General features: G+C 68.0%; 22 protein-coding genes and 1 riboswitch. Of the genes, 9 read left to right on the forward strand and 13 right to left on the reverse strand.

Annotated elements, in window-relative coordinates; all coding sequences use genetic code 11:
• Window positions 1-37: 37 nt before the first annotated feature.
• Genes B0B01_RS02955 through B0B01_RS02970 form a run of 4 tightly spaced genes read right to left on the reverse strand, consistent with a single transcriptional unit; the run spans window position 38 to window position 4,311 of the window.
• On the reverse strand, window positions 38-1,246 hold the full coding sequence (locus tag B0B01_RS02955; RefSeq protein WP_076647168.1) for a beta-ketoacyl-[acyl-carrier-protein] synthase family protein: 1,209 nt from the start codon (window positions 1,244-1,246) through the stop codon (window positions 38-40).
• 27 nt (window positions 1,247-1,273) lie between these two features.
• Entirely contained in the window at window positions 1,274-1,531 is a 258-nt protein-coding gene (locus B0B01_RS02960; RefSeq protein ID WP_076650017.1) for an acyl carrier protein, read from the reverse strand.
• A 34-nt stretch (window positions 1,532-1,565) separates the two neighbouring features.
• Window positions 1,566-2,657 carry a UDP-3-O-(3-hydroxymyristoyl)glucosamine N-acyltransferase gene (gene lpxD, locus B0B01_RS02965; RefSeq protein WP_076647171.1) on the reverse strand — a complete coding sequence of 364 codons (1,092 nt, stop codon included), beginning with the start codon at window positions 2,655-2,657 and terminating at the stop codon, window positions 1,566-1,568.
• Window positions 2,658-2,688: 31 nt separating this feature from the next.
• Window positions 2,689-4,311, reverse strand: coding sequence for a L,D-transpeptidase family protein (locus B0B01_RS02970; protein ID WP_076647174.1), 1,623 nt, complete (start codon window positions 4,309-4,311; stop codon window positions 2,689-2,691).
• 338 nt (window positions 4,312-4,649) lie between these two features.
• Between B0B01_RS02970 and B0B01_RS02975 the strand changes: the two genes are divergently transcribed.
• The gene (locus B0B01_RS02975) at window positions 4,650-5,219 is read left to right on the forward strand and encodes a YcbK family protein (RefSeq protein ID WP_076647178.1); all 570 of its coding nucleotides are present in this window, start codon (window positions 4,650-4,652) and stop codon (window positions 5,217-5,219) included.
• Window positions 5,220-5,318: 99 nt separating this feature from the next.
• On the opposite strand, the gene betB is transcribed toward B0B01_RS02975, so the two are convergent.
• Window positions 5,319-6,776 carry a betaine-aldehyde dehydrogenase gene (gene betB, locus B0B01_RS02980; RefSeq protein WP_076647181.1) on the reverse strand — a complete coding sequence of 486 codons (1,458 nt, stop codon included), beginning with the start codon at window positions 6,774-6,776 and terminating at the stop codon, window positions 5,319-5,321.
• Window positions 6,777-6,995: 219 nt separating this feature from the next.
• Here betB and B0B01_RS02985 point away from each other — a divergent pair, with 219 nt between their 5' ends.
• From B0B01_RS02985 to choV, 3 genes are all read left to right on the forward strand, one after another.
• Window positions 6,996-7,913 carry a choline ABC transporter substrate-binding protein gene (locus tag B0B01_RS02985; protein ID WP_076647184.1) on the forward strand — a complete coding sequence of 306 codons (918 nt, stop codon included), beginning with the start codon at window positions 6,996-6,998 and terminating at the stop codon, window positions 7,911-7,913.
• Window positions 7,914-8,055: 142 nt separating this feature from the next.
• Window positions 8,056-8,889, forward strand: a complete 834-nt coding sequence (gene choW, locus B0B01_RS02990; RefSeq protein ID WP_076647187.1) for a choline ABC transporter permease subunit — start codon at window positions 8,056-8,058, stop codon at window positions 8,887-8,889.
• Window positions 8,886-9,929 carry a choline ABC transporter ATP-binding protein gene (choV, locus tag B0B01_RS02995; protein ID WP_076647192.1) on the forward strand — a complete coding sequence of 348 codons (1,044 nt, stop codon included), beginning with the start codon at window positions 8,886-8,888 and terminating at the stop codon, window positions 9,927-9,929. Before choW ends, choV begins: the two co-directional genes overlap by 4 nt.
• 48 nt (window positions 9,930-9,977) lie before the next feature.
• Here the strand turns inward: choV and B0B01_RS03000 are convergent, their stop codons facing one another.
• Window positions 9,978-10,610: a class I SAM-dependent DNA methyltransferase gene (locus B0B01_RS03000; RefSeq protein ID WP_076650018.1), complete on the reverse strand. Its 633-nt coding sequence runs from the start codon at window positions 10,608-10,610 to the stop codon at window positions 9,978-9,980.
• 116 nt (window positions 10,611-10,726) lie between these two features.
• Between B0B01_RS03000 and B0B01_RS03005 the strand changes: the two genes are divergently transcribed.
• A complete protein-coding gene (locus B0B01_RS03005) occupies window positions 10,727-11,590 on the forward strand; it encodes an SDR family oxidoreductase (protein WP_076647195.1) in 864 nt (287 codons plus the stop codon).
• Between the two features lie 7 nt (window positions 11,591-11,597).
• Here the strand turns inward: B0B01_RS03005 and dxs are convergent, their stop codons facing one another.
• The 6 genes from dxs to B0B01_RS03035 all read right to left on the reverse strand — a co-directional run bounded on the left by dxs (window position 11,598) and on the right by B0B01_RS03035 (window position 16,955).
• The gene (dxs, locus tag B0B01_RS03010; protein WP_076647198.1) at window positions 11,598-13,523 is read right to left on the reverse strand and encodes a 1-deoxy-D-xylulose-5-phosphate synthase; all 1,926 of its coding nucleotides are present in this window, start codon (window positions 13,521-13,523) and stop codon (window positions 11,598-11,600) included.
• Window positions 13,524-13,551: 28 nt separating this feature from the next.
• Window positions 13,552-14,427 carry a polyprenyl synthetase family protein gene (locus tag B0B01_RS03015; protein ID WP_083946217.1) on the reverse strand — a complete coding sequence of 292 codons (876 nt, stop codon included), beginning with the start codon at window positions 14,425-14,427 and terminating at the stop codon, window positions 13,552-13,554.
• Window positions 14,428-14,443: 16 nt separating this feature from the next.
• Entirely contained in the window at window positions 14,444-14,728 is a 285-nt protein-coding gene (locus B0B01_RS03020) for an exodeoxyribonuclease VII small subunit (RefSeq protein ID WP_076647201.1), read from the reverse strand.
• Window positions 14,725-15,651, reverse strand: a complete 927-nt coding sequence (locus B0B01_RS03025; RefSeq protein WP_076647204.1) for a histone deacetylase family protein — start codon at window positions 15,649-15,651, stop codon at window positions 14,725-14,727. The genes B0B01_RS03020 and B0B01_RS03025 overlap by 4 nt, the downstream gene beginning before the upstream one ends.
• A gap of 102 nt (window positions 15,652-15,753) precedes the next feature.
• On the reverse strand, window positions 15,754-16,455 hold the full coding sequence (locus B0B01_RS03030; protein WP_076647207.1) for a response regulator: 702 nt from the start codon (window positions 16,453-16,455) through the stop codon (window positions 15,754-15,756).
• Window positions 16,452-16,955: a MarR family winged helix-turn-helix transcriptional regulator gene (locus B0B01_RS03035; protein WP_076647210.1), complete on the reverse strand. Its 504-nt coding sequence runs from the start codon at window positions 16,953-16,955 to the stop codon at window positions 16,452-16,454. The genes B0B01_RS03030 and B0B01_RS03035 overlap by 4 nt, the downstream gene beginning before the upstream one ends.
• A gap of 161 nt (window positions 16,956-17,116) precedes the next feature.
• Here B0B01_RS03035 and B0B01_RS03040 point away from each other — a divergent pair, with 161 nt between their 5' ends.
• A complete protein-coding gene (locus B0B01_RS03040) occupies window positions 17,117-17,986 on the forward strand; it encodes a branched-chain amino acid aminotransferase (protein ID WP_076647213.1) in 870 nt (289 codons plus the stop codon).
• A 330-nt stretch (window positions 17,987-18,316) separates the two neighbouring features.
• Here the strand turns inward: B0B01_RS03040 and aroC are convergent, their stop codons facing one another.
• Entirely contained in the window at window positions 18,317-19,420 is a 1,104-nt protein-coding gene (aroC, locus tag B0B01_RS03045; RefSeq protein WP_076647217.1) for a chorismate synthase, read from the reverse strand.
• Window positions 19,421-19,522: 102 nt separating this feature from the next.
• Window positions 19,523-19,627, forward strand: a riboswitch (TPP riboswitch).
• Between the two features lie 33 nt (window positions 19,628-19,660).
• On the opposite strand from aroC, the gene thiB reads away from it, so the two are divergent.
• The 3 genes from thiB to B0B01_RS03060 are packed head-to-tail and all read left to right on the forward strand — an operon-like array spanning window position 19,661 to window position 22,891.
• Complete coding sequence (gene thiB / locus B0B01_RS03050; RefSeq protein WP_076647222.1) at window positions 19,661-20,635, forward strand: thiamine ABC transporter substrate binding subunit; 975 nt, start codon at window positions 19,661-19,663, stop codon at window positions 20,633-20,635.
• Complete coding sequence (locus tag B0B01_RS03055) at window positions 20,611-22,203, forward strand: ABC transporter permease family protein (RefSeq protein ID WP_083946006.1); 1,593 nt, start codon at window positions 20,611-20,613, stop codon at window positions 22,201-22,203. The genes thiB and B0B01_RS03055 overlap by 25 nt, the downstream gene beginning before the upstream one ends.
• On the forward strand, window positions 22,190-22,891 hold the full coding sequence (locus tag B0B01_RS03060; RefSeq protein ID WP_076647225.1) for a thiamine ABC transporter ATP-binding protein: 702 nt from the start codon (window positions 22,190-22,192) through the stop codon (window positions 22,889-22,891). Before B0B01_RS03055 ends, B0B01_RS03060 begins: the two co-directional genes overlap by 14 nt.
• Window positions 22,892-23,048 lie beyond the last annotated feature (157 nt).

Here is a 23,048-nt window from a genome sequence, read left to right on the forward strand (position 1 = left end):
CGCGCGGGTTTGCTGATTTCCGATCAGGTCCGGGGGGTCAGACCCGGCGCAGCGCCAGGACCGCGTTCAGCCCGCCGAAGGCGAATGCGTTGCTCAGCGCGACATCGACCCGCGCCTCGCGGGCCGCATTCGGCACCACGTCGAGCATGCATTCCGGGTCCGGCTCCTCGTAACCGATGGTCGGCGCGATCACCCCGTCGCGCAGCGCCATGATGCAGGCCAGAAGCTCCACCGCGCCGGTGCCGCCGATAAGGTGGCCATGCATCGACTTGGTCGAGGACATCATCAGGTTGTCGGCATGGCGCCCGAAGACATCGGCCACGGCGGCGCATTCGGTCTTGTCATTCGCCGCCGTTCCGGTGCCATGGGCGTTGATATAGCCGATATCCTCGGCATTGATGCCGCCATCGCGCAGCGCCCCGGACATGGCCCGCGCCGCGCCGTGTTTCGAGGGCATGACGATGTCGCCCGCATCGGCGGTCATGGCGTAGCCGATCACCTCGGCAAGGATCTCGGCGCCCCGGGCGCGGGCGTGGTCAAGGCTCTCGAACACGAAGATGCCCGCCCCCTCGCCCTGCACCATGCCGTTGCGGTTGGCCGAGAACGGGCGGCAGGCGTCGCGGGACATGACCCGCAGCCCCTCCCATGCCTTCACCCCGCCAAAGCAGAGCATCGATTCCGATCCGCCGGTCATCATCGCCGGCGCCGCGCCGCTGCGCACCATCTCGAAGGCGAGCGCCATGGCGTGGTTGGACGAGGCGCAGGCGGTCGAGACCGTGAAGGACGGGCCGCTCAGCCCGTATTCCATGCTGATATGGCTGGTCGCGGCGTTGTTCATGAGCTTGGGCACGACGAAAGGGTGCACCCGGTTCTTGCCGTCCTCGTAGACGCTGCGGTAATTGTCGTCCCAGGTGCCGACCCCGCCGCCGGCCGTGCCGAGAACCACGCCCGCGCGCAGCCCCGCCTCACCCTCGAAGGTGATCCCCGACTGCGCCACCGCCTCGCGCGCGGCGATCAGGGCGAACTGGGTGAACCGGTCATAAAGCGCGATCTGCTGGCGGTTGAAATGCGTCTCGGGCTCGAACCCGTGCACCTGGCCGCCGATGCGGATCGACAGGCGCTCCACGTCGCGAAGCTCGAGCGGACCGATGCCGCAGCGTCCCTCGCGCATCGCCTCGAGCGTCTGCGGCACGTCATGGCCAAGGGCGTTGATGGTGCCCGCCCCGGTGATGACGACCCGGTTCATGCGAGTCTCATCCTGCCCGGAACCGGCTCACGCCTGCCCGGCCTTCAGCTGTTCGATCCCGCTGATGATCGAGGCGACGCTCGAAATGTCGAAATCGCTGGCCTGCGGCTCGTTGGCGTTGAACGGGATCGAGATGTCGAAGGCTTCCTCGATGGCGAAGATGCTTTCGACCAGACCAAGGCTGTCGATGCCGAGTTCTTCAAGCGTGTTGTCCATCTGGACATCCGACGGATCCAGCACGGCCTGTTCGGCGATGATACTGATCACCTTGTCACGAATGGTCATGGCCGACATCCTGCACTCACGCGTTGCGCCTCACTTAGTCGTTCGATCCCGGATTGAAAACCGCCTTTTTCAGCGCAGCGACATCACGCAGCAGCCGCGGCAGACGACGCTGGGCCTTGTAGATTTCGGTATGCGTCTGCATCCGCACCGCCGGATAGCCCATGAGCACGCGCCCGGCCGGAACATTCGAGAGGATCTTGGTGCCGCCGGCGGCGATCACCCCGTCGCCGATGAAGATATTGTCCACGACGCCGACCTGTCCGCCCAGAACCACGTGGTTGCCGATCTCGACCGAACCCGACACACCGACCTGCCCGCAGAGCAGGCAGTCATGCCCGACGCGCGTGTTGTGCCCCACATGAACAAGGTTATCAAGTTTCGTCCCGTTGCCCAGAACGGTGGCGCGGATCGTGCCGTTATCAATGGTGCTGTTGGCGCCGACCTCCACATCGTCGCCGATCTCGACCGAGCCGAGCGAATGGATGCGCACCCAGCTCTGCGCGCCGGCATCGCCGGTATCGCCGAGCGTCTTGCGCACGTTCTCGACCCCCGACACCTCGGGGGTGACAAAGGAAAACCCGTCCGCGCCGATCCGTGCCCCCGGCTGGGCGATGAACCGCGCGCCGATCCGCACCCTCGCGCCGATGCTGACCATCTCGCGCAGGAAGGCACCCTCGCCCAGCACGGCCTGCGCCCCCACGTGGCATTGCGGGCCGATCACCGAATCCGGCCCGATCCGCGCATGGGCGCCGATCACGCTGAAGGGGCCGATCGACACGCGCGCGCCGATTTCGGCGCTCGGGTCGATCACCGCGCTCGCATGGATGCCGGGAGCAAATCCCTGCCCCTCGTCCAGCAGCGCCGTGAGCCCGGCCATGGCGCGGCGCGGGCGCGGCGCGAACACCGCCGCCTCAAGCCCCATGGCGCGCCAGTCCGCGCCGGGCCAAAGTATTGCCGCACGGGCCTTCCCCTGCGCCAGCGCCTCGCCGTAATTCGGCGTCATCGCCAGCGCGAGATCCTCCGGCCCGGCACTGGCCGGTTCCGCCGCACGATCGACGACGATCGTCACGTCGCCCGCCGTTTCGGCGCCGATCGCGGCGGCGATTTGCTGGATGGTGTGGCTCATCGCTGGTTTCCTGCCGTTGTCCGGGCGCAGATTATCCGCGAACCTCCGGCAGGGCCACCCCCGCGCGTGCCAGCGCCTCCCAGATGCGCGCATCCCGCCCATAGACGTCGCGGCGGAAGTCCACGCTGCCCCGCCCGTCGGTAAAGGCGGTGCGATAGATCAGGTGCACCGGCACCGGCGGCTCGATATTGATGCGGGTCTCGCGCCCCGTGTTCAGTGTCGAGCGGAACAGTCCGTCGGGGTCGTCGGTCTGCGGCGCCAGCAGGGCCTTGGCGAAGTCCACCGGATCCGCAAGGCGGATGCAGCCGTGGGAAAAGGCGCGCGCATCGTGGTTGAACAGCGACTTCGACGGCGTGTCGTGCAGGTAGATGTTGTATTTGTTCGGGAACATGAACTTGACCTGTCCGAGCGCATTGCGCTGGCTGGGCGGTTCGCGCATGGAAAAGGGGAAATTGCGCGCGGTATACTGCGTGAAATCGACCGCCCGGCGGTCGATCTGCCGGCCGCTGCTGTCGGTGATGACCAGATGGCTGACCGCATAGGGGTTCCGGCGCAACTGCGGCAGATATTCCTGAGTCACGATCGAACGCGGCACATACCAGGTCGGGTTCACCACCATATGGCTCATTTCGTCCGAGAATTCGGGGCTGCGCCGCCCGTCGGCGTTCATGCCGATGACCGAGCGGGTCTCGAATGTCACTTCCCCGTGGTCGACGATGCGGGTGGTGAAATCGGTCATGTTGACGAGAATATGCCGCTCGCCCCGGTCCATGTTCAGCCAGCGCTCGCGCTCGAGCGCGACCAGCACCGATTTCAGCCGCTGCTCCATCGGCACGTTGACTTCGGTCACGGTGACCGGCCCGGCGATTCCGTCGGCGGCAAGCCCGTGGCGGTCCTGAAACCGCTGCACCGCCTCCTGCAGGGCCGCGTCATAGGTCGGGCTGGCCGAGCGTTTCATGTATCCCATGGCGACCAGCCGGTTGCGCAGCGCGATCACCCGCTCGCCGCTCTCGCCGGGGCGCAGCGTCGGCCCCTCCGGCACACCGGAACCCCAGCCGCCAGCGGCAATCGCCGTTTCCAGGTCGAGCCGCGCCTTCATCAGGGCGCGGTATTCGGCCGTGGCAGGCGCCAGCGCGGCAAGGAACCCGGCTGCTGATTCCGCCGTCGCAAAGCCGCGCAGCAGCACGAGCGGATCGGGGCGCGTCACTTCGCGCACGAGTCCCGAATCGACCTGGCGCGGCACCAGGATCCCGCTCTGCAGGTCGCGCGCATAGCGCAGGAAGGCCCGGCTCAGCGCCACTTCGACCGCACCGAGATCGCGGATGTCGCGGGCATCGCGCATCTGCGCCAGCAGTTCCGCGGTATCGTGGCGCGCGACCGGCAGCCCGTGCAGCGCCGCACGGCCAAGCGAGTCGAACAGCGCCTGCCGGCGGGCGCGGAACCGTTCCCCCACCCCGGTCCAGAGCGGCGCATAGCCGCGGGCACGATAGAATTCGGCCATCGCCTCATCCCCGGCCGACGCGACCGCAACCGATTGGGAAAAGGCGCCGGCGGGGGCGGATTCCGCGGCGGGCAGCGGATCCGCCACAGGCAGAAGCAGGACTGCGGCAAGCAGACCGGAAATCAGTGAAGGACCGCGCAAGAAAAAGGCCATTGTGGAAATTTCCTCGGGAAAACCGACGCATCCGAAGCAGAGCTCATGTCGCTTCGGACTTTCGGAAACCGGGGGCCACATGTCCATCGGCAATCACGGCCGCGCGTGCGCAGGGCCGGGGATGATGCAAGGTTGCATCGGTTTCCCGCGATTATCGCCAGAGCCGTTCCCTGCGCGAGAATCTGCCGATCCACCGCGTGCGCCGGCGCGGGAAAAATATTTTCTTGGACCGAGAGCCCGTCTGTGCCATAGAAATTCCTATCTCGGAATAGAGAAAAGAACACGGCGTAACACCGCCGACAGGCAGAAAACTACGCAAGGGACGGCGCAGTAACATCATGACAGACCGAGCAGGCACTGGTTTCACCCGGCGTGCCCTATTGGGTGCGTTTGCGGCCACCGCGGTGACGGCGGCCCCTACTTTCGCCAACGCGGCAGGCTTTCTTCGCGGTGGCGGCGACATCCGGCGGATCCGCATGTATTCGGGCCGCACGGGCGAACGCCTCGACACGATCTACTGGATCGACGGCGACTATATCCCCGAGGCGGTGAGCGAGATCAATTTCTTCATGCGCGACTGGCGCTCGAACAAGCAGCACAACATGGATGTGCGCACCATCGACATCATGTCGGCCGCGCATCGCCTCATGGACGTGCACGAGCCCTACATGCTGCTGTCCGGCTACCGCACCCCCGAAACCAACGCGATGCTGCGCGGCCGCTCGGGCGGTGTGGCCAAGAATTCGCTGCACCTCAAGGGGCAGGCGGCCGACCTGCGGCTTGCATCGCGCTCGGTCAACCAGATGGCCAAGGCCGCCCAGGCCTGTCGCGGCGGCGGTGTCGGGCGCTACTCCGGCTCGAATTTCGTGCATATGGATTGCGGCCAGATCCGCACCTGGGGAAGCTGACGCGCCTCCCCTCTTTCTCCGTCGTTCATTGTCCCCTGCGGTTTCGACCGCTTTCCGGGTGGCCCTTCCGGGCCGCCCCGCTGCCGTTTCCGGCGCCTTTCAATAGGGCGCCTCGACCCGGCCCATGCGCACGAACACCGATTTCAGCTCGCTGTAATGCTCGATCGCCGCGCGGGAGTTCTCCCGCCCCACCCCGGATGCCTTGGTGCCGCCGAAGGGGGCCTCGACCGGCGTGTCGTTATAGGAGTTGATGAAGCAGCTTCCGGCACGCAGCCGCGCGACCACCCGGTGCGCGCGCGAGATGTCCCGGGTAAAGACCCCGGCCGACAGCCCGTATTCGGTGGCATTGGCGCGGGCGATCACCTCGTCCTCGGTATCGAAATCGAGCACCGCCATGACCGGGCCGAAGATTTCCTCCCTCGCGATGGTCATCTGGTCGCCGACATCGGCGAACACCGCCGGCGTGATCCAGAAACCCGGGCGGTCGAGCACCTCGCCGCCCACGACGAGCCGCGCCCCCTCCTCGCGCCCCCGGGCCACGTAGGACGTCACGATCTCGAGCTGTTTCGCGCTGACAAGCGGGCCGAAGTTCACCGATTCGTCCATTGGATCACCGATCACCACGTCGCGCAGGCGCTCTTCGAGCCGGGCGAGGAAGCGCTCCTTGATGCCCTTCTGCACGAACACCCGGGTGCCGTTCGAACAGACCTGCCCGGAGGAATAGAAATTGCCGAGGATCGCGCCGCCGACCGCATCCTCGATATCGGCATCCTCAAACACGATGAGCGGGGATTTTCCGCCAAGCTCCATGGTCACATGCTTGAGCCCCTCTCCCGCCGCCGCGTAGATCCGCCGCCCCGTCGCCACCGACCCGGTGAGCGAGACCTTGGCGACGCGCGGATCCGCGACCAGGGCCGCACCGACCTCTCCCATCCCCTGCAACACGTTGAAAAGCCCGGCGGGCAATCCCGCCTCGGTCAGGATCTCGGCCACCTTCAGCGCCGAAAGCGGGGTCGTCTCGGAGGGTTTGAAGATCATCGCATTGCCGCAGGCCAGCGCCGGCGCGCTTTTCCAGCAGGCGATCTGCGCGGGATAGTTCCAAGCGCCGATGCCGACACAGACGCCGAGCGGTTCGCGCCGGGTATAGACCCAGTCTTCCCCGATCTGGATATGTTCCCCGCCGAGCGTCGCCGCGATGCCGCCGAAATATTCCAGTGAATCGGCCCCGCTCACCGCATCGGCGACCAGCGTTTCCTGCAGCGGCTTGCCGGTGTTCAGCGTCTCGAGAATGCTGAGCTCGCGATTGCGCGCGCGGATGAGATCCGCGGCACGACGCAGCACGCGGCCCCGCTCGACCCCCGGCAGGGCGGCCCAGGCCTCCTGCGCCGCGGCGGCGCTGGCGATCGCGCGCTCGATCAGCGCCGGCGTCGCGGCATGGACGCGGGCGATCCGCTCGCCGGTCGCGGGGTTCACGACCGGGATTTCGTCGCCGGCGCTATCCTCGACATATTCGCCGGCGATGTAATGGCTGGCGAGGGGCTGAATCTGGTATGTCATGTCATGCTGCCTTCTGATCGGGTCTGTCCGGGTCGCCCGGGCGCGGCACGCGGGCCTACAGAGCGTTTCCCTGAAGGGAAGGTTCGTGTATGATCGCGGCGGTTGTCCGGCGGCCCGCGCGCGCCGGACATCCCCGAATGCGCAACCCCACGCCCTGATTATCCGTCAGGCGTCGAATGATAACAATACCGACAGCATCACCGACAAGGAGCCCACCCCATGCGTCTGCTTTCCACGATCCCGGCTCTCGCCCTTGCCGCGACGCCGGCATTTGCCGATTGCAATCTGGTTCGTTTTTCCGATGTGGGCTGGACCGACATCACCTCGACAACGGCAGCGACCAGCGTCGTGCTCGAATCGATCGGCTACAAGGTTGACGTCAAGGTTCTCTCGGTTCCCGTCACATATGTGTCCCTGTCCAAGGGCGACATCGACGTGTTCCTCGGCAACTGGATGCCGACCATGGAGGGCGATATCGCCAAGTATCGCGACGACGGCACGGTCGAAACCGTCCGCGCGAACCTCGAGGGCGCGAAATACACGCTTGCGACCAATGCCGCCGGGGCCGCCGCCGGGATCGAAAGCTTTGCCGACATCGCTCCGCATGGCGATCTGCTCGACGACAAGATCTATGGAATCGAACCCGGCAATGACGGCAACCGCACCGTGCAGACCATGATCGACGACGATGCCTTCGGGCTTGGCGGTTTCAAGCTGGTGGAATCCTCGGAACAGGGGATGCTTGCGCAGGTGCGCCGCAGCGGGGACGATCCGATCGTCTTTCTCGCCTGGGAGCCGCACCCGATGAATGCCAACTTCGACATCACCTATCTGCCGGGCGGCGACGATTATTTCGGCCCCGACCTCGGCGGTGCGACGGTCTATACCAACACCCGCGAAGGCTATGCGCAGGAATGCCCGAACATGGGACAGTTCCTTGAAAACCTGTCCTTCACGCTGGAGATGGAAAACGAGATCATGGGCGCGATTCTCGACGACGGGGTCGAGCCGCGCAAGGCCGCGACGGCCTGGCTGACCGCTCATCCCGAGGTGCTCGACACCTGGCTCGACGGGGTAAAGACCGCCGACGAAAGCGAAGATGCGCTTCCCGCCGCCAAGGCCGCGCTCGGGCTTTGATCTGCTGACGTGCTGACGCCCCGGCGAGGCTCGAACCGCTCCGCCGGGGCGTCATGCACCCGATCTGCCGCCGCCGGATCCGGCCGGGACCGAGCGCGGGCCCGGAAATGCATGAAAACCACGCACGGGAGGAAATGCCGTGATGGATTGGCTGACCGGAACGAAGATTCCCGTAGGTCGCAGCGCGGGGCGGTTCTTCGACTGGCTCCAGGCGCACGGGGGCTGGATCTTCGACGGGCTCTCGCATGCCATGCTCGCCATGATCGACGCGCTGCTCTGGCTGTTGCAGACGCCTCATCCGCTTATCGTCGTCGCGGTGATCGCGGGGCTCGGCTGGATCCTCCAGCGGCGCATCACGCTTGCGGTTTTCGTGGCGCTCGGGCTGCTGTTCATCCTCAACCAGGGCTATTGGGAAGCGACCACCGAAAGCCTGACGCTGGTGCTTGCGGCCTGTGTGGTCTGCATGGGGCTCGGCGTGCCGATCGGAATCGCGGTCGCCCACCGTCCGCGCCTGTTCCGCGTGGTGCGCCCGATCCTCGACCTGATGCAGACCCTGCCGACCTTCGTCTATCTGATCCCCGCGATCGTGTTTTTCGGCATCGGCATGGTGCCGGGGCTTATTTCGACGGTGATCTTCGTGCTGCCGGCGCCGATCCGGCTGACCCAGCTCGGCATTTCCTCGACGCCGATGCCGCTGATCGAGGCCGCCCGCGCCTTTGGTGCGACGCCGCGGCAGCTTCTGTGGAAGGTCGAGCTGCCCTCGGCCCTGCCGCAGATCATGACCGGGCTCAACCAGACCATCATGCTGTCGCTGTCGATGGTGGTGATTGCGGCACTGGTCGGTGCCGACGGGCTCGGCGTGCCGGTGGTGCGGGCGCTCAACCAGGTGAACCCGGCGCTCGGTTTCGAATCCGGTTTCATCATCGTCGTGGTTGCCATCATCCTCGACCGCATGCTGCGGGTTGAACGCAAATGACGCAGCCAAACGCCGTTGAATTCGACGCCGTCTCGGTGGTGTTCGGCCGCCACCCCGAACGCGCCCTGCCGCTCATGGACGAGGGACTCTCGCGCGCCGAGGTGCAGAAGCGCACCCGGCAGATCCTCGGGGTCCACGATTGCACGCTCGACGTGGGCGTGGGCGAGATCGTCGTGCTGATGGGCCTGTCCGGGTCCGGGAAATCGACGCTGCTGCGCACGGTGAACGGGCTCAACCCGGTAGCGCGCGGCGAGGTGCGCATCCATGACGGCGAACGTATGGTGGACATCACCCATGCCGGGCCGGCGACGCTGCGGCGGCTGCGCCAGCACCATATCGCCATGGTGTTCCAGCAGTTCGGCCTGCTGCCCTGGCGCAGCGTGGCCGAGAATGTCGGGCTCGGGCTCGAACTTGCAGGGCTGGGCCGGGCGGCGCGCCGCGAGCGGGTCGAAAAGCAACTCGATCTCGTCGGCCTCTCCGACTGGGGCGACTACAAGGTGTCCGAGCTTTCGGGCGGGATGCAGCAGCGCGTGGGCCTTGCCCGCGCTTTCGTGACCGATGCGCCGATCCTGCTCATGGACGAGCCCTTTTCCGCACTCGATCCGCTGATCCGCACCCGCCTGCAAGGGGAGCTCATCGACCTGCAGAAGCGGCTGCGCCGCACCATCCTGTTCGTGAGCCACGACCTTGATGAGGCCTTCCGCCTTGGCGACCGCATCGCGATCATGGAAGGCGGGCGCATCGTGCAATGCGGCACGCCGCCCGAGATCTTCACCCATCCGGCCAGCGGCTACGTGGCCGATTTCGTCGCCCACATGAACCCGCTCGGCGTGCTGCGGGCAAGCGACGTGGCGGTTCCGCTCGACCCGGGCGCGGCCCTGCCCGGCGCACCGACCGTCACGCCCGAAGCCACGATACAGGAGGTGATGCGCATGGCGCGCGATCACGAAGGGGCGGTCCTGGTGCTGCGGGACGGCCAACCGGTCGGGCAGATCACCCGCACCGCGATCCTCGACCGGCTTCTCGATCCGCGCAGATAGGGCAGGCGTGGCCCGGCCCGCCTGCCCGCCTAGCCCGCCTGCCGAGGCTCAGGCCTTTTCGAACAGGGCGATCAGCGCAATCTCGTCCTTGTGCTCACCCCGGGCACCCGGGCCATAGATCCGCCGCTTGGGCAGGGCGAGATTGCGGATCCGGTGGCTTTCCAGCGTCCTGAACATGCTGCCAAAGCCCGCGTCCTCGAAATGGCGCGCATTGATCGACAGGGCGAACTGCGCTCCGCGCCGCGCCACCCGCAACAGCCCGTCGACGGTCTCGGGCCCGGCATGGCCCAGCGTGAACAGCCCCGAGGACACGATCCCGGCATAGCTGTCGGGCGGCACCGGGACGCCCTGGTTCAGGTCGGTCACGATCGCGTCGCGGTAGACATCCTTGCGCATGGCAATGGCCAGCATCGCCTCGCTGATGTCCACCGCGTCGATCGGGCCGACGCCGAGATCGGCGAGCACCGCACCGCAAAGCCCGGTTCCCGCCCCCACATCCAGCACCGGCCCCTGGCCGCCCGCCTCGACAAAGGCATGGGCGGTCTCGACATGCAGGCGGTAATCCTCGCGCGTGGCAAAGCCGGCGTCGTAGCCATCGGCCCAGTCGTCATAGAACCGCCGCGCCTCTTCGGCGGTCTTCGGGGCGTAAACGGCCTTGAGATCGGGAGAATCGTCGCTCATACCCTCCATGAAACGCGACCAGCGCGCAGGAAATCAAGTGCCTTGAACGGCCGGATGTTACGCAGGGTCCGCCCGGGTGGCCTGCGGATCGCGCGAGCAAAAGGAAACCGGCCAGCATGACCGCGCTTCTCTCCTTCGGACACGGCTATTGCGCGCAGGCGCTCTCGCACCTGCTCGTCCCCGCCGGCTGGACCGTCATCGGCACGACCCGCGAGCGGGCGCATTTCGAGGCGATCCGCGCCAGCGGCGCAACCCCCCGCCTCTGGCCCGACGAGGCCGGGACGCTCGCGCTCGAATCCGCGACCCATCTGCTGATCTCGGCCGGCCCGACCGAGGCCGGAGACCCGACACTTGCCCGGCTGGGCGGGCGCATCGCCGCACTGGCCGGCCGGCTCCGCTGGGTCGGGTATCTCTCGACCACCGGGGTCTATGGCGATCATGGCGGCGGCTGGGTGGACGAGGAAACCCCGCTCGCCCCGACCACCCGGCGCGGCGAATTGCGCGCGGAGGCCGAGGCCGCATGGCAGGCGATCCCGGGCCTTGCGCTCCATATCTTCCGTCTTGCCAGCATCTACGGCCCGGGGCGCGGCCCCTTCGAAAAGGTCAGGGCCGGAACTGCGCGCCGGATCATAAAGCCCGGGCAGGTGTTCTCGCGCATTCATGTGGAGGACATCGCCGCGGTGCTCGCGGCCTCGATCCGCCGGCCCCGCCCGGGCGCGATCTACAACCTGTGCGACGACGACCCGGCTCCGCCGCAGGACGTGCTGGGCCACGCCGCGGACCTGCTCGGCCTGCCCCCGCCCCCCGAGGTGCCCCTTGCCGAGGCCGGTCTGTCGCCCATGGGGCAAAGTTTCTATGCCGAAAACAAGCGGGTCCGAAACGCCCTGATCAAGAGCGAACTCGGCGTGCGGCTGCGCTACCCGACCTATCGCGAAGGGCTGGCCGCGATCCTGTCGGCCGAGCGCGAACGCCCCGCATGAGCCGTCCCTAGGCGCGCCGCCCGATCGAGGCGACCCCGAGCGTTTCCAGCACCTTCGCCTCGATATGCGCGGCGTCGAGCCCGGCGCTGGCATACATGTCCGCCGGCGATGCCTGGTCGATGAAGGTATCGGGCAGGACCATGGAGCGGAACTTCAGCCCGCCGTCGAACACGCCCTCGTCGGCCAGAAGCTGCGCCACATGGCTGCCGAAGCCCCCGACCGCGCCTTCCTCGACGGTGATGAGCGCCTCGTGTCCGGCGGCAAGGCGCAGGATCAGATCGCGGTCGAGCGGTTTCGCAAAGCGCGCATCCGCCACGCTCGGCTCGATGCCACGCGCGGCAAGCGCCTCGGCCGCCTTGCTGACCTCGGACAGCCGCGTCCCGAAGGAAAGGATCGCAACGCGACGTCCTTCCCGGATCATGCGCCCGCGCCCGATCGCAAGCACCTCGCCGCGTTCGGGCAGATCGACGCCTTCGCCTTCGCCGCGCGGATAACGGAAGGCGATCGGCCCCTCGTCATGAGCGGCGGCGGTCGCGACCATATGCACAAGCTCCGCCTCGTCCGCTGCGGCCATGACGACGAAACCGGGCAGATTGGCCAGGAAGGCGATGTCGTAACTGCCGGCATGGGTCGCCCCGTCCGCGCCGACGAGCCCCGCACGGTCGATGGCGAAACGCACCGGCAGGCGCTGGATCGCCACATCATGCACGACCTGGTCGTAACCGCGTTGCAGAAAGGTCGAATAGAGCGCGCAGAACGGCCGCATCCCCCCGGCGGCCAGCCCGGCTGCGAATGTCACCCCGTGCTGTTCGGCAATGCCCACGTCGAAACAGCGCGAAGGGTAGCGTTCGGCAAACAGGTCAAGGCCGGTGCCATCCGGCATGGCGGCGGTGATGGCGCAGATCCGCTCGTCCGCGGCGGCAAGCGCGACCAGCGTCTTGCCGAAAACGCTGGTATAGCTCGGCGCGTTCGGCGGCGCCTTGTGCTGCTGGCCCGTCACCAGGTCGAATTTCGCCGTCGCATGACCCCGGTCACGGGCGGATTCGGCCGGGGCATAGCCCTTGCCCTTGCGGGTCAGCGCGTGGATCAGCACCGGCCCCGTCGCCCGTGCCTTGACCGTGCGGAGCACCGCCATGAGCTGCTCCATATCGTGCCCGTCGATCGGCCCGACATAGGAGAGGCCCAGCGCCTCGAACAGGGTGCCCCCGATGGTAAGCCCCTTCAGCGCATCATGGGCGCGTTTCGCCCCGGTCTGGAACGGCTCGGGCAGCAGCGAAACCGCCCCCTTGGCGGCGGCGCGCAATTCCTGGAACGGCCCCTCGGTGTAAAGGCGCGACAGGTAGCGCGACATGGCGCCCACCGGCGGGGCGATGCTCATCTCGTTGTCGTTCAGGATGATGAACAGCCGCTTGCCAAGATCGCCGGCATTGTTCATCGCCTCATAGGCCATGCCCGCGCTCATGGCGCCGTCGCCGATCACCGCAACCACGTCGCCCAGCCCCTCGGGCACCGTGCCGCCCAGATCGCGCGCCGCCGCAAAGCCGAGCGCGGCGCTGATCGAGGTGCTGGAATGGGCCGCGCCGAACGGATCATAGGGGCTTTCGCTGCGCTTGGTGAACCCCGACAGTCCCCCCTTCTGGCGCAGGGTGCGGATGCGGTCGCGCCGCCCGGTCAGGATCTTGTGCGGATAGGCCTGATGCCCCACGTCCCAGATGATCTTGTCGCGCGGCGCGTCGAATACCGCATGCAGGGCCACGGTCAGTTCCACCACCCCGAGCCCGGCCCCGAGATGCCCCCCGGTCTCGGACACGGCCGAGATCGTCTCGGCCCGCAACTCCGAGGCAAGCCGGGTCAGTTGCGCGGTATCGAGGCGCTTCAGGTCGGCCGGGGCGGCCACCCGGTCGAGCAGCGGTGTCTCGGGACTCTTGGACATGGCGGGCGCCTCCTTTCAGGGGGCGAGGTCAGTTATCGCGCGAGATAGCGAAGCGCGCGGCAGCACGCAAGCCGTCGGCACGCGCGCCGAAGGGGGCCAGCGCTTCGCAGGCTTCCCCCGCAAGCTCGGCCGCCCGCGCCCGCGCCCCGGCCAGCCCGAGCAGCGAAACGAAAGTGGCCTTGCCGGCCCGCATATCCTTGCGCAGGCTCTTGCCGGCACGATCCGCATCCCCCTCGACATCAAGAATGTCGTCGGCGATCTGAAAGGCAAGGCCAAGCGCCGCCGCATAGGCATGAAACGGCCCCGGATCGGCCCCGGCCAGCCGCGCCCCGGCACAGGCCGCCCAGTCGATCAGCGCGCCGGTCTTGCCGGCCTGCAGCGCCGTGATCTGGGCCAATGTCAGCGGCACTTCGGCAGTTTCCGCCGCGATATCAAGCGCCTGCCCCATGACCATGCCGCCGGCCCCGCCCGCCCTCGCCAGACTGAGCGCAAGCTCGGCACGGATCCCGCCCGGGCCGGCCCCCGGATGGGCGGCAAGCTCGAAGGCGAGCGCCTGCAGGGCATCCCCGGCCAGCACCGCCGTCGCCTCATCCCATTTCACGTGCACCGTCGGCTCGCCCCGGCGCAGATGGTCGTCATCCATGCAGGGCAGATCGTCATGCACGAGGCTGTAGCCATGCATCGCCTCGATCGCCGCCGCCGGCCAGATCGCACGGCCGGGTGCCACATCATGCAGCGCCGCGCTCTCGAGCACGAGAAACCCGCGCAGCCCCTTGCCGCCCCGGATCGCATGGATCATGGCCTGCGTCACGGTGTGGTCGGGAAAGCCGCGCAGAACCTCGCCGAGATGGGCGTCGATCCGCCGCGCCGCCGCCGCAAGACAGGCGCCGAAACCGGCCGTCATCACCGCCGCGCCCGGCTCAGAACCGGCCGTCGCCACCGCCGCCCTGTCCGGCATCGTTCCCCTCGCCGCCGAGCGGGCGCAGACCCGTCGGGTTGCCCTCTCCGTCCAGCGTGATCGCCGCGACCTTTTCCTCGGCCCGGCGCAATTCGTCCTCGCACCGCTTCTTCAGCGCCGCGCCGCGCTCGTAAAGCTCGATCGAACGGTCAAGCGCCACATCCCCCTGGTCCAGCTGGTTCACGACCTCTTCCAGGGCCTTCATCGCCTCTTCAAAGCTCATCGTCGCGACGGGTATCTCGCTCATTTCGCGGCCTTCATCAGTTCCTGCACATGGGCGCGCACCGAAGCGGCGAGCGCACCGAGATCATAACCACCCTCGAGCGCCGAGACCACCCGCCCGCCGCAGGTTTCGGCAGCGACCGCGCAGATCCCGCGCGTCACCCAGGCGAAATCGTCCTCCGTCCAGTCAAGCTGGGCAAGCGGGTCGGCGCGATGGGCATCGAAACCCGCCGAGATCAGGATCAGTTCGGGCGCGAAATCGCGCAGGCGCGGGAAGACCTGTCTTTCGTATTCGCGCCGCATCAGGGCCCCGCCGCTTCCGGGTGCAAGCGGCAGGTTCAGGATATTGCCATGCGCCCCCCGCTCCTGCGCATTGCCGGTGCCCGGATAAAGCGGCACCTGATGGCTCGAAATCATCAGCGCCCGCGCCTCGTCCCAAAGAATGTCCTGCGTGCCGTTGCCGTGATGCACGTCGAAATCCACCACCGCCACACGGGAAAGCCCGTGGTGGTCGAGCGCATGTTTCACCCCGATCGCCACGTTCGAGAACAGGCAGAACCCCATGGCGGTCTCCCGCTCCGCGTGGTGCCCGGGCGGGCGGGTCGCGCAAAAGGCATTTCCCGCCTCGCCGGCGATCACCATATCCACGGCGCGAACCACCGCCCCCGCGGCACGGAACGCGGCATCGAGCGATCCGGGCGACAGCCAGGTATCGGAATCAAGCGCCCGCCCGCCGTCCTGCGGCAGCGCCGCGCGCAGCCGGGCAAGGTAATGTGCCGGATGCGCCCGCAGAATCGCCGCCTCCTCCGCCAGCGGCGCGTCCGATCGCAGCAGGTCGAGCGGCGCCAGCGCCTCCAGCACCGCCTCGAGCCGCGCAACCTGTTCGGGATGCCCCGCGGGGGTCACATGGGCCAGGCAATCCGCATGGGTCAGAAGCGCAGTCGTCACGTCGATCTCCTTTCACCGGATGCTCCGGCCCCGGCCCGCCCGGGCCCTGCGGCAGCCGGCTTCTTCTGGCCGTAAATATCCCCGCCGGAGGCCCCTGCCCGCTCAATCGGGCGCCAGCATGTAACCCGAGCCGCGCACGGTCTGCAAATAGCGGGGCTGTTTCGGATCGGCCTCGATCTTGCGCCGCAGCCGGGTGATCTGCACATCCACCGCCCGCTCCTGCGCCTGCCCGCCGTCGCGGCCCAGGTCCTCGACAAGGCGCGCCCGGCTGACCGCCTCGCCCGGACGGGCCGAAAAGATCCGCATGAGCTGGCTTTCGGTCGCGGTCAGCCGCACCGGCGCATCGCCCCGCCACATCTCGCCGCGTTCCACGTCATAGCGGATCGGGCCGAGATGCAGGAACTTGGGCAGATCGCTGGCCGCCGAGGGCTCGGGCATGCGGCGCAGGATGGCATTGATCCGCAGCAGCAGTTCCTTCGGCTCGAAAGGCTTGGTCAGGTAGTCGTCGGCCCCCGCCTCGAGCCCGCGGATCCGGTCCCCGGTCTCGCCCCGCGCGGTCAGCAGCAGGATCGGCGTGTCGCGCTGCTCGCGCAAGGACCGGGTCAGGCTGACCCCATCCTCGCCCGGCATCATCACGTCAAGCACCAGGAGGTCGAAGTCGAGCCCCGCGAGCAGACGCCTCGCATGCGCTGCATCGCGCGCCGCCGTCACCAGGAAACCGTTGCGCAGCAGGTATTTGCACAACAGGCTGCGGATGCGCTCGTCATCGTCGATGATCAGCAGATGCGGTTCGGGAGCGCTCATGCCGGCCTCTTTCCGATCCGGGTCCGGATCTCGCGCAGCGCCGGGTCCATCATCGCATCGAGCACGCGGTGAAACCCGGCCACGGCCTCGGGGCCGGCGGCGTCGAAAGCGGCCGAAAGCCGCGCCCGCTGCGCGGCAGACAGCCGGTGCTCGAGCGCCACCCCCGAAGCGGTCAGCGCAAGGTGACGCTCGCGCCGGTCGAGCGTCCCGACCCGGCTTTCCACAAGCCCGTCCCCGATCAGCCGCCGCAGCACCCGGTTCAGCGACTGCTTGGTCACGCCGAGAATCTCCAGCAGGTTGCTCACCGTGGTTCCCGGCATGCGGTTGATGAAATGGATCGCACGATGATGGGCGCGCCCATAGCCGAGATCCGCAAGAATCAGGTCGGGATCGGCGGTGAAGCCGCGATAGGCAAAGAACATCGCCTCGATGCCCCGGCGCAACTGCTCGTCGCTCGGGAACGGCGCGCCCATATTCGTGCTGTCCTGTTCCGCCGTCATGACTCCGCCATCCTGCGCTCTGCCCCGTTTCTCGCCAGAGCATACGTCAGCCTTATTGACATTCCAAGGCTCGAGCAGTATCGAATCCGGGTTTCCATGCTGCTTTCCGCGCCCCGTATTCATTCGGAGTCAGGAGTATCCCCGCAAATCAGGAGTTGAACATGGCAGGCTATGACGACCGCGACGGCCAGATCTGGATGGACGGAAAACTGGTTCCGTGGCGCGATGCGAATGTGCATATCCTGACCCATGCGCTGCATTACGCCAGCGCCGTCTTCGAGGGCGAGCGCTGCTACAACGGCACCATCTTCAAGGGGCGCGAACACAGCGAACGCCTGATCCGCTCGGGCGCGCTTCTCGACATGCCGCTGCCCTATACGGCGGACGAGATCGACGCGGCCAAGGCGCTTGTGCTCGAGGCGAACGGCATGCGCGACGCCTATGTGCGCGTCGTCGCCTGGCGCGGTGCCGGCGAGGACATGGGGGTCGCGAGCGCACGCAACCCGCTGCGCATGGCGGTCGCGGCCTGGGAATGGGGCGCCTATTACGGCGATGCCAAGACCAGCGGCGCGAAACTCGACATCGCGAAATGGCGCCGCCCGAGTCCCGACACCATCCCCTGCAAGGCCAAGGCCGCCGGGCTTTACATGATCTGCACCATGTCCAAGCACGCGGCCGCGGCCAAGGGCTGTTCGGATGCGATGATGCTCGACTACCGCGGCTATGTGGCCGAGGCGACGGGCGCCAACATCTTCTTCGTCAAGGATGGCGAGGTCCACACCCCCCTGCCCGACTGTTTCCTTGACGGCATCACCCGCCAGACCGTGATCGGGCTGCTGCATGAAAAGGGCATCAGGGTGCACGAGCGCCACATCAAGCCCGAGGAGCTCGAGGGGTTCGAACAGTGCTGGCTCACCGGCACCGCCGCCGAGGTCACGCCGGTGGGGCAGATCGGCGAGGATTTCCGCTTCGAGGTCGGCGCCCTGACCCGCGACATCGCCGAAACCTACGAAAAGCTGGTTCGCAGCTGACCGCCGGCCCCGCCGGCCGGTCATTGCCGCGAGGTCAGGCAGATCAGACCGGGCCGGTCAGACAACGGCCCGGCGCGACGATATCTGCCGCACCATCAACCCGGACAGTTCCCGGACAGCCCCGGAGCGCGGCAGGCGGTCGGATATGCCGCGCCAGCAACGGGGGGGCGATGATCGCGGCCGCCACGCCGCTGCGGGTTGTGGTGGCCGTATTCATGGATCACTGAATGGGAAAGCCCGGCTGGCCACATGTCCGGGTTGCCTGAGATGCCCTGCCTGGACGCCGGAAACGGAACTCCCGGCCGCTTTCCGCGTTCCCTGCGCCGGGCCTCAGCCGAGCGGCACCGGGCCGGCACCGATCTGGCCGCGGTGCAGCAGGTAATGGTCGAGCAGGACGCAGGCCATCATCGCCTCCGCCACCGGCACCGCGCGGATGCCGACGCAGGGGTCGTGCCGCCCCCGGGTGACGATCTCGGCCGGCTCGCCTGCCTTCGTCACGGTGCTGCGCGGGCGCATGATGGACGAGGTCGGCTTGACCGCGAAACGCAGCACCACGTCCTGCCCGGTGCTGATTCCGCCGAGGATCCCGCCCGCGTGATTGCTGGAATAGACGGGCTGTCCGTTCTCGCCGGGAAAAATCTCGTCGGCATTGGCCTCGCCGGTGAGTTCGGCCGCGGCCATGCCCTCGCCGATCTCCACCCCCTTGACCGCGTTGATGCTCATCATCGCCGCCGCCAGATCGGTATCGAGTTTTCCGTAGACCGGCGCGCCGAGCCCGGCGGGCAGGCCCGAGGCCCGGACCTCGACCACCGCGCCGACCGAGTTGCGGTCCTTGCGCACCTCGTCCAGATAGCCGGCCCAGAGTTCCGCAGCCCCGGCATCCGGGCACCAGAAGGGGTTGCGCTCGATCTCGGCCGCATCGAACCGCGCGCGGTCGATCCGGTGCCTGCCGATCTGCACCATGTAACCGGTGATCCGCAGGTCGGGCAGCAGACCGGCAAGCGCCGCCCGGGCCAGCCCGCCGGCCGCGACCCGCGCCGCCGTTTCCCGCGCCGAAGAGCGCCCGCCGCCGCGATAGTCGCGGATCCCGTATTTCTGCCAATAGGTCATGTCCGCATGGCCGGGGCGGAACTTTTCGGCGATGTCGCCGTAATCCTTCGAGCGCTGGTCCATGTTCTCGATCATCAACTGCACCGGCGTGCCGGTGGTCTGCCCCTCGAACACGCCCGAAAGGATGCGCACCCGGTCGGGTTCGCGCCGCTGGGTGGTGTGGCGGCTCTGCCCCGGCTTGCGGCGGTCCAGCCAGTGCTGGATCATGGACTCGTCAATGCCGACGCGCGGCGGGCAGCCGTCGACCGTCGCCCCGAGCGCGGGCCCGTGGCTTTCGCCCCAGGTGGTGACGCGGAACAGGCGGCCGAAGCTGTTGAACGACATGGGGCTTTCCTTGCGGGTGCGGATCCTGCCCCGTCCTTAGCGGCGCCCCCCCGCCGTCTCAAGCGCTTTCATCTTGCCGCCGCGCTGGCGGCACCCTAGACTGGTCCCGCCTCGGGGAGCCCGTCACGGGCTGAGACGCGCACCCTGCGCGGACCCGTTGAACCTGAACCAGGTCGTGCTGGCGGAGGGAAGGTCCGGGTTCATCCACCGCTTTGCCTTCTGCCGCGACGGAGGATGACGATGAAACGCCTTGCGATCGCTGCGGGTATCTTCTGGGCCGGTGCGCTGTCCGCGCAGCCGGAACTCACCGTCTATACCTACGAAAGCTTCTTCACCGAATGGGGACCGGGGCCGAGGATCAAGGCCGCTTTCGAGGACCAGTGCGACTGCCGGCTCAATCTGCTGGGCATCGGCGACGGGGCGACGTTTCTTGCGCGGCTCAGGCTCGAGGGGACGCGCAACCGCGCCGATGTCGTGCTCGGGCTCGACACCAACCAGATCGCCGCGGCGCGCGAGACCGGACTTTTCGCGCCGAGCGGGGTCGAGGCCGATTACGACCTGCCGGTGACATGGGATGATCCGGTATTCGTGCCCTATGACTGGTCGCTTTTCGCCTTCGTGCACCGCAAGGAGACGCCCGCACCCGGCAGCTTTCGGGAACTTGCGGACAGCGACCTCAAGATCATCATCCAGGATCCGCGCTCCTCGACGCCGGGGCTCGGGCTTCTGCTCTGGGTGCGCGACGCCTATGGCGACGAGGCACCCGGGATCTGGAAGGGGCTTGCCGACAATATCGTGACGGTCACTCCGGGCTGGAGCGAATCCTACGGGCTGTTTCTCGACGGTGAATCCGACATGGTGCTGTCCTGGACCACCTCGCCCGCCTATCACCGCATTGCCGAGGATGACGACAGCATCGAGGCGGCCCTGTTCAGCGAAGGGAACTATGCGCAGATCGAAGTCGCCGCGCGGCTGAAGAACAGCCGCGAGCCGGAGCTTGCGCAGGAATTCCTGCAGTTCCTTCTTTCGGACAAGGCGCAGGCGGCCTTCATGACCGGAAACTGGATGTATCCCGCCGTGCTCCCGCCGGGTGGGCTTGCCGAGGGGTTCGACCCGCCGCCCCCGCCGGAAAAGGTGCTGCTGCTCGACCCCGGGCGGGCGGCGGCGCTGCGTGACGAGGCGCTGGCCGAATGGCTCGACGCGCTGTCCCGCTAGGCGCCGCAGTGCCGGGCAGCGCCCTGCTGGCCCGCGTGCCCGGCTGGATCGCCGGCGGGCTGGTCGCGGCGCTCACGCTCGGCGCGCTGATCGCGGTCATCGGCCAGGCCAGCCCCGGTGCACGGATCGGCAGTGCCGCCGACTGGGCCGCGATCCGCTTCACGCTGGTGCAGGCGCTGCTTTCGGCCGGCTTCAGCACCGCGCTCGCGGTGCCGCTGGCGCGGGCGCTGGCCCGGCGGCGCTTTCGCGGACGCCGGCTGCTGATCGCGCTGTTCGGCGCACCCTTCATCCTGCCTGTGATCGTCGCGGTGCTGGGGCTGATCACCGTGTTCGGGCGCGCCGGCTGGGTCAGCGCGGGGCTTGGCCTCGTCGGGCTGCCGCCGCTTCAGATTTACGGGCTGCACGGGGTGGTGCTTGCGCATGTGTTCTTCAACCTGCCGCTGGCGACCCGGCTGGTGCTGCAGGGCTGGCAGGAGATCCCGGCCGAGCAGTTCCGCCTTGCCGCGCAACTGGACGCTACCCCCCGCGACATCGGCCGCCTGCTCGAACGCCCGATGCTGCGGCGCACCCTGCCCGGGGCGGCGGCGGTGATCTTTGCCATCTGCCTCAGCAGCTTTGCCGTTGCGCTGACGCTGGGCGGCGGGCCGCGTGCCACCACGATCGAACTCGCGATCTATCAGGCTTTCCGCATCGAATTCGACCTTGGCCGCGCGGCCTGGCTTGCCTGCATGCAGATCGCCCTGACCTTCGGCGCCGCGCTGCTGGCGTTACGGCTCGGGCGCGGCGAAAGCCTTGGCACCGGGCTCGGGCGCGTGCTCGATCGCTGGGACGGGGCGACCCTGCGGTATCGGCTGCTCGATGCCCTGCTGATCGCACTGGCGGCGCTGCTTCTGCTGCTGCCGCTTGCGGCGGTGGTCACGGCCGGGGTGCCGGGTCTTTGGGCCCTGCCGCCCGTGGTGCGCGGGGCGGCACTCAATTCGGTGCTGGTCGCGCTCGCCAGCACGCTCGTCATGCTGCTGATCTCCCTGCCCATGAGCGCGGCAGCCGTGGCCGGACGGGGACGCGGGGTGGTCGAACTTGCCGCGCTGCTCGGGCTTGCGGTCTCGCCTTTGGTGATCGGCACCGGGCTGTTCATCATCATCAACCCGCTGGCCGACCCGCTGCTGATGGCGCTGCCGCTTACGGGGGCCGTGAATGCGGTGATGGCGCTGCCCTTCGCCATGCGCATCCTGCTGCCGCGGGCCCGGCAGGTGGCGGCGCAGGACGGGCGGCTTGCGCAGTCGCTCGGCCTTGGCCGCTGGTGGTTCACGCGCCGCATCCTGCTGCCGCGGATGCGGGCCCAGATCGGCTTTGCCGCGGGTCTGTCCGCCGCGCTCTCCATGGGCGACCTCGGGGTGATCGCGCTGTTTGCCTCGCCCGGTCAGAAGACGCTGCCGCTTGTGGTCTATGAACTCATGGGCAGCTATCGCATGGAGGCCTCGGCGGCGGCGGCCCTGCTGCTGCTCGCGCTGTCCATGTCGCTGTTCTGGCTGTTCGACCGCGGGGGAAAGTTCCATGCTGAAGCTTGAACGCGCCGTGATCCTGAGCGGCCCTTTCACCGTCGAGGCCGACTTTTCGGTCGCGGAAGGGGCGCGGGTCGCGGTGATGGGGCCATCGGGGGCGGGCAAGAGCACCCTGCTCGAGGGGATCGCGGGTTTCCGCCCGCTGCGGCAGGGGCGCATCGCCTGGCGCGGCGCCGATATCACCGCGCTGGTGCCCGGCAAGCGCCCGGTCGCGATGCTGTTCCAGGACGGCAACCTGTTTGCGCATCTCACCATCGCCAACAACGTGGGCCTCGGCATCCGCCCCGACCTGCGGCTTGACCGCGCCGCCCGGGCGCGTGTCGATGCGGCGCTCGAACGGGTCGGGCTTGCCGGGCTGGGCGCGCGCCGCCCGGCCGAGCTTTCCGGCGGCCAGCAGAGCCGCGCCGCGCTCGCCCGCGTATTGGTGCAGGACCGCCCCGTCCTGCTGCTCGACGAGCCCTTCGCCGCGCTCGGGCCGGCGCTCAAGCGCGCCATGCTCGACCTCGTGGCCGACCTCTGCGCCGAAAAGGGCACGACTTTGCTCATGGTCAGCCACGACCCGGCCGATGCGCGCCGCCTCACCCCGCAAACCATTGTGGTGGATGCGGGAATCGCCGCGCCGCCGCAGCCGACGGCAGAACTTCTCGCCAATCCGCCGGCCATGCTGCAGGATTATCTCGGCCGCGAAATCTGACCGGATCGAGGATGCGATACTCGCTGCAGATCTGCGACATTGCTCAAGAATGCCTTTGTGCCGCATCTATGAACGCTGGACGAGCGCGTTTTGCGCCGCTAGACACGCGCTCGTGACTGTCGCGCAATGCGGCGCAGACTCATGCCCGGTCCCGGGC

The organism is Pontibaca methylaminivorans (assembly GCF_900156525.1).
GTDB classification, from domain to species: domain Bacteria; phylum Pseudomonadota; class Alphaproteobacteria; order Rhodobacterales; family Rhodobacteraceae; genus Pontibaca; species Pontibaca methylaminivorans.

Excerpts from the sequence above, each read along its gene's own strand:
- B0B01_RS02955 (WP_076647168.1), bottom strand. The coding sequence starts at position 1,246 with ATGAACCGGGTCGTCATCACCGGGGCGGGCACCATCAACGCCCTTGGC.
- B0B01_RS02960 (WP_076650017.1), bottom strand. The coding sequence starts at position 1,531 with ATGACCATTCGTGACAAGGTGATCAGTATCATCGCCGAACAGGCCGTG.
- lpxD (WP_076647171.1), bottom strand. The coding sequence starts at position 2,657 with ATGAGCCACACCATCCAGCAAATCGCCGCCGCGATCGGCGCCGAAACG.
- B0B01_RS02970 (WP_076647174.1), bottom strand. The coding sequence starts at position 4,311 with ATGGCCTTTTTCTTGCGCGGTCCTTCACTGATTTCCGGTCTGCTTGCC.
- B0B01_RS02975 (WP_076647178.1), top strand. The coding sequence starts at position 4,650 with ATGACAGACCGAGCAGGCACTGGTTTCACCCGGCGTGCCCTATTGGGT.
- betB (WP_076647181.1), bottom strand. The coding sequence starts at position 6,776 with ATGACATACCAGATTCAGCCCCTCGCCAGCCATTACATCGCCGGCGAA.
- B0B01_RS02985 (WP_076647184.1), top strand. The coding sequence starts at position 6,996 with ATGCGTCTGCTTTCCACGATCCCGGCTCTCGCCCTTGCCGCGACGCCG.
- choW (WP_076647187.1), top strand. The coding sequence starts at position 8,056 with ATGGATTGGCTGACCGGAACGAAGATTCCCGTAGGTCGCAGCGCGGGG.
- choV (WP_076647192.1), top strand. The coding sequence starts at position 8,886 with ATGACGCAGCCAAACGCCGTTGAATTCGACGCCGTCTCGGTGGTGTTC.
- B0B01_RS03000 (WP_076650018.1), bottom strand. The coding sequence starts at position 10,610 with ATGAGCGACGATTCTCCCGATCTCAAGGCCGTTTACGCCCCGAAGACC.
- B0B01_RS03005 (WP_076647195.1), top strand. The coding sequence starts at position 10,727 with ATGACCGCGCTTCTCTCCTTCGGACACGGCTATTGCGCGCAGGCGCTC.
- dxs (WP_076647198.1), bottom strand. The coding sequence starts at position 13,523 with ATGTCCAAGAGTCCCGAGACACCGCTGCTCGACCGGGTGGCCGCCCCG.
- B0B01_RS03015 (WP_083946217.1), bottom strand. The coding sequence starts at position 14,427 with ATGACGGCCGGTTTCGGCGCCTGTCTTGCGGCGGCGGCGCGGCGGATC.
- B0B01_RS03020 (WP_076647201.1), bottom strand. The coding sequence starts at position 14,728 with ATGAGCGAGATACCCGTCGCGACGATGAGCTTTGAAGAGGCGATGAAG.
- B0B01_RS03030 (WP_076647207.1), bottom strand. The coding sequence starts at position 16,455 with ATGAGCGCTCCCGAACCGCATCTGCTGATCATCGACGATGACGAGCGC.
- B0B01_RS03035 (WP_076647210.1), bottom strand. The coding sequence starts at position 16,955 with ATGACGGCGGAACAGGACAGCACGAATATGGGCGCGCCGTTCCCGAGC.
- B0B01_RS03040 (WP_076647213.1), top strand. The coding sequence starts at position 17,117 with ATGGCAGGCTATGACGACCGCGACGGCCAGATCTGGATGGACGGAAAA.
- aroC (WP_076647217.1), bottom strand. The coding sequence starts at position 19,420 with ATGTCGTTCAACAGCTTCGGCCGCCTGTTCCGCGTCACCACCTGGGGC.
- thiB (WP_076647222.1), top strand. The coding sequence starts at position 19,661 with ATGAAACGCCTTGCGATCGCTGCGGGTATCTTCTGGGCCGGTGCGCTG.
- B0B01_RS03055 (WP_083946006.1), top strand. The coding sequence starts at position 20,611 with ATGGCTCGACGCGCTGTCCCGCTAGGCGCCGCAGTGCCGGGCAGCGCC.
- B0B01_RS03060 (WP_076647225.1), top strand. The coding sequence starts at position 22,190 with ATGCTGAAGCTTGAACGCGCCGTGATCCTGAGCGGCCCTTTCACCGTC.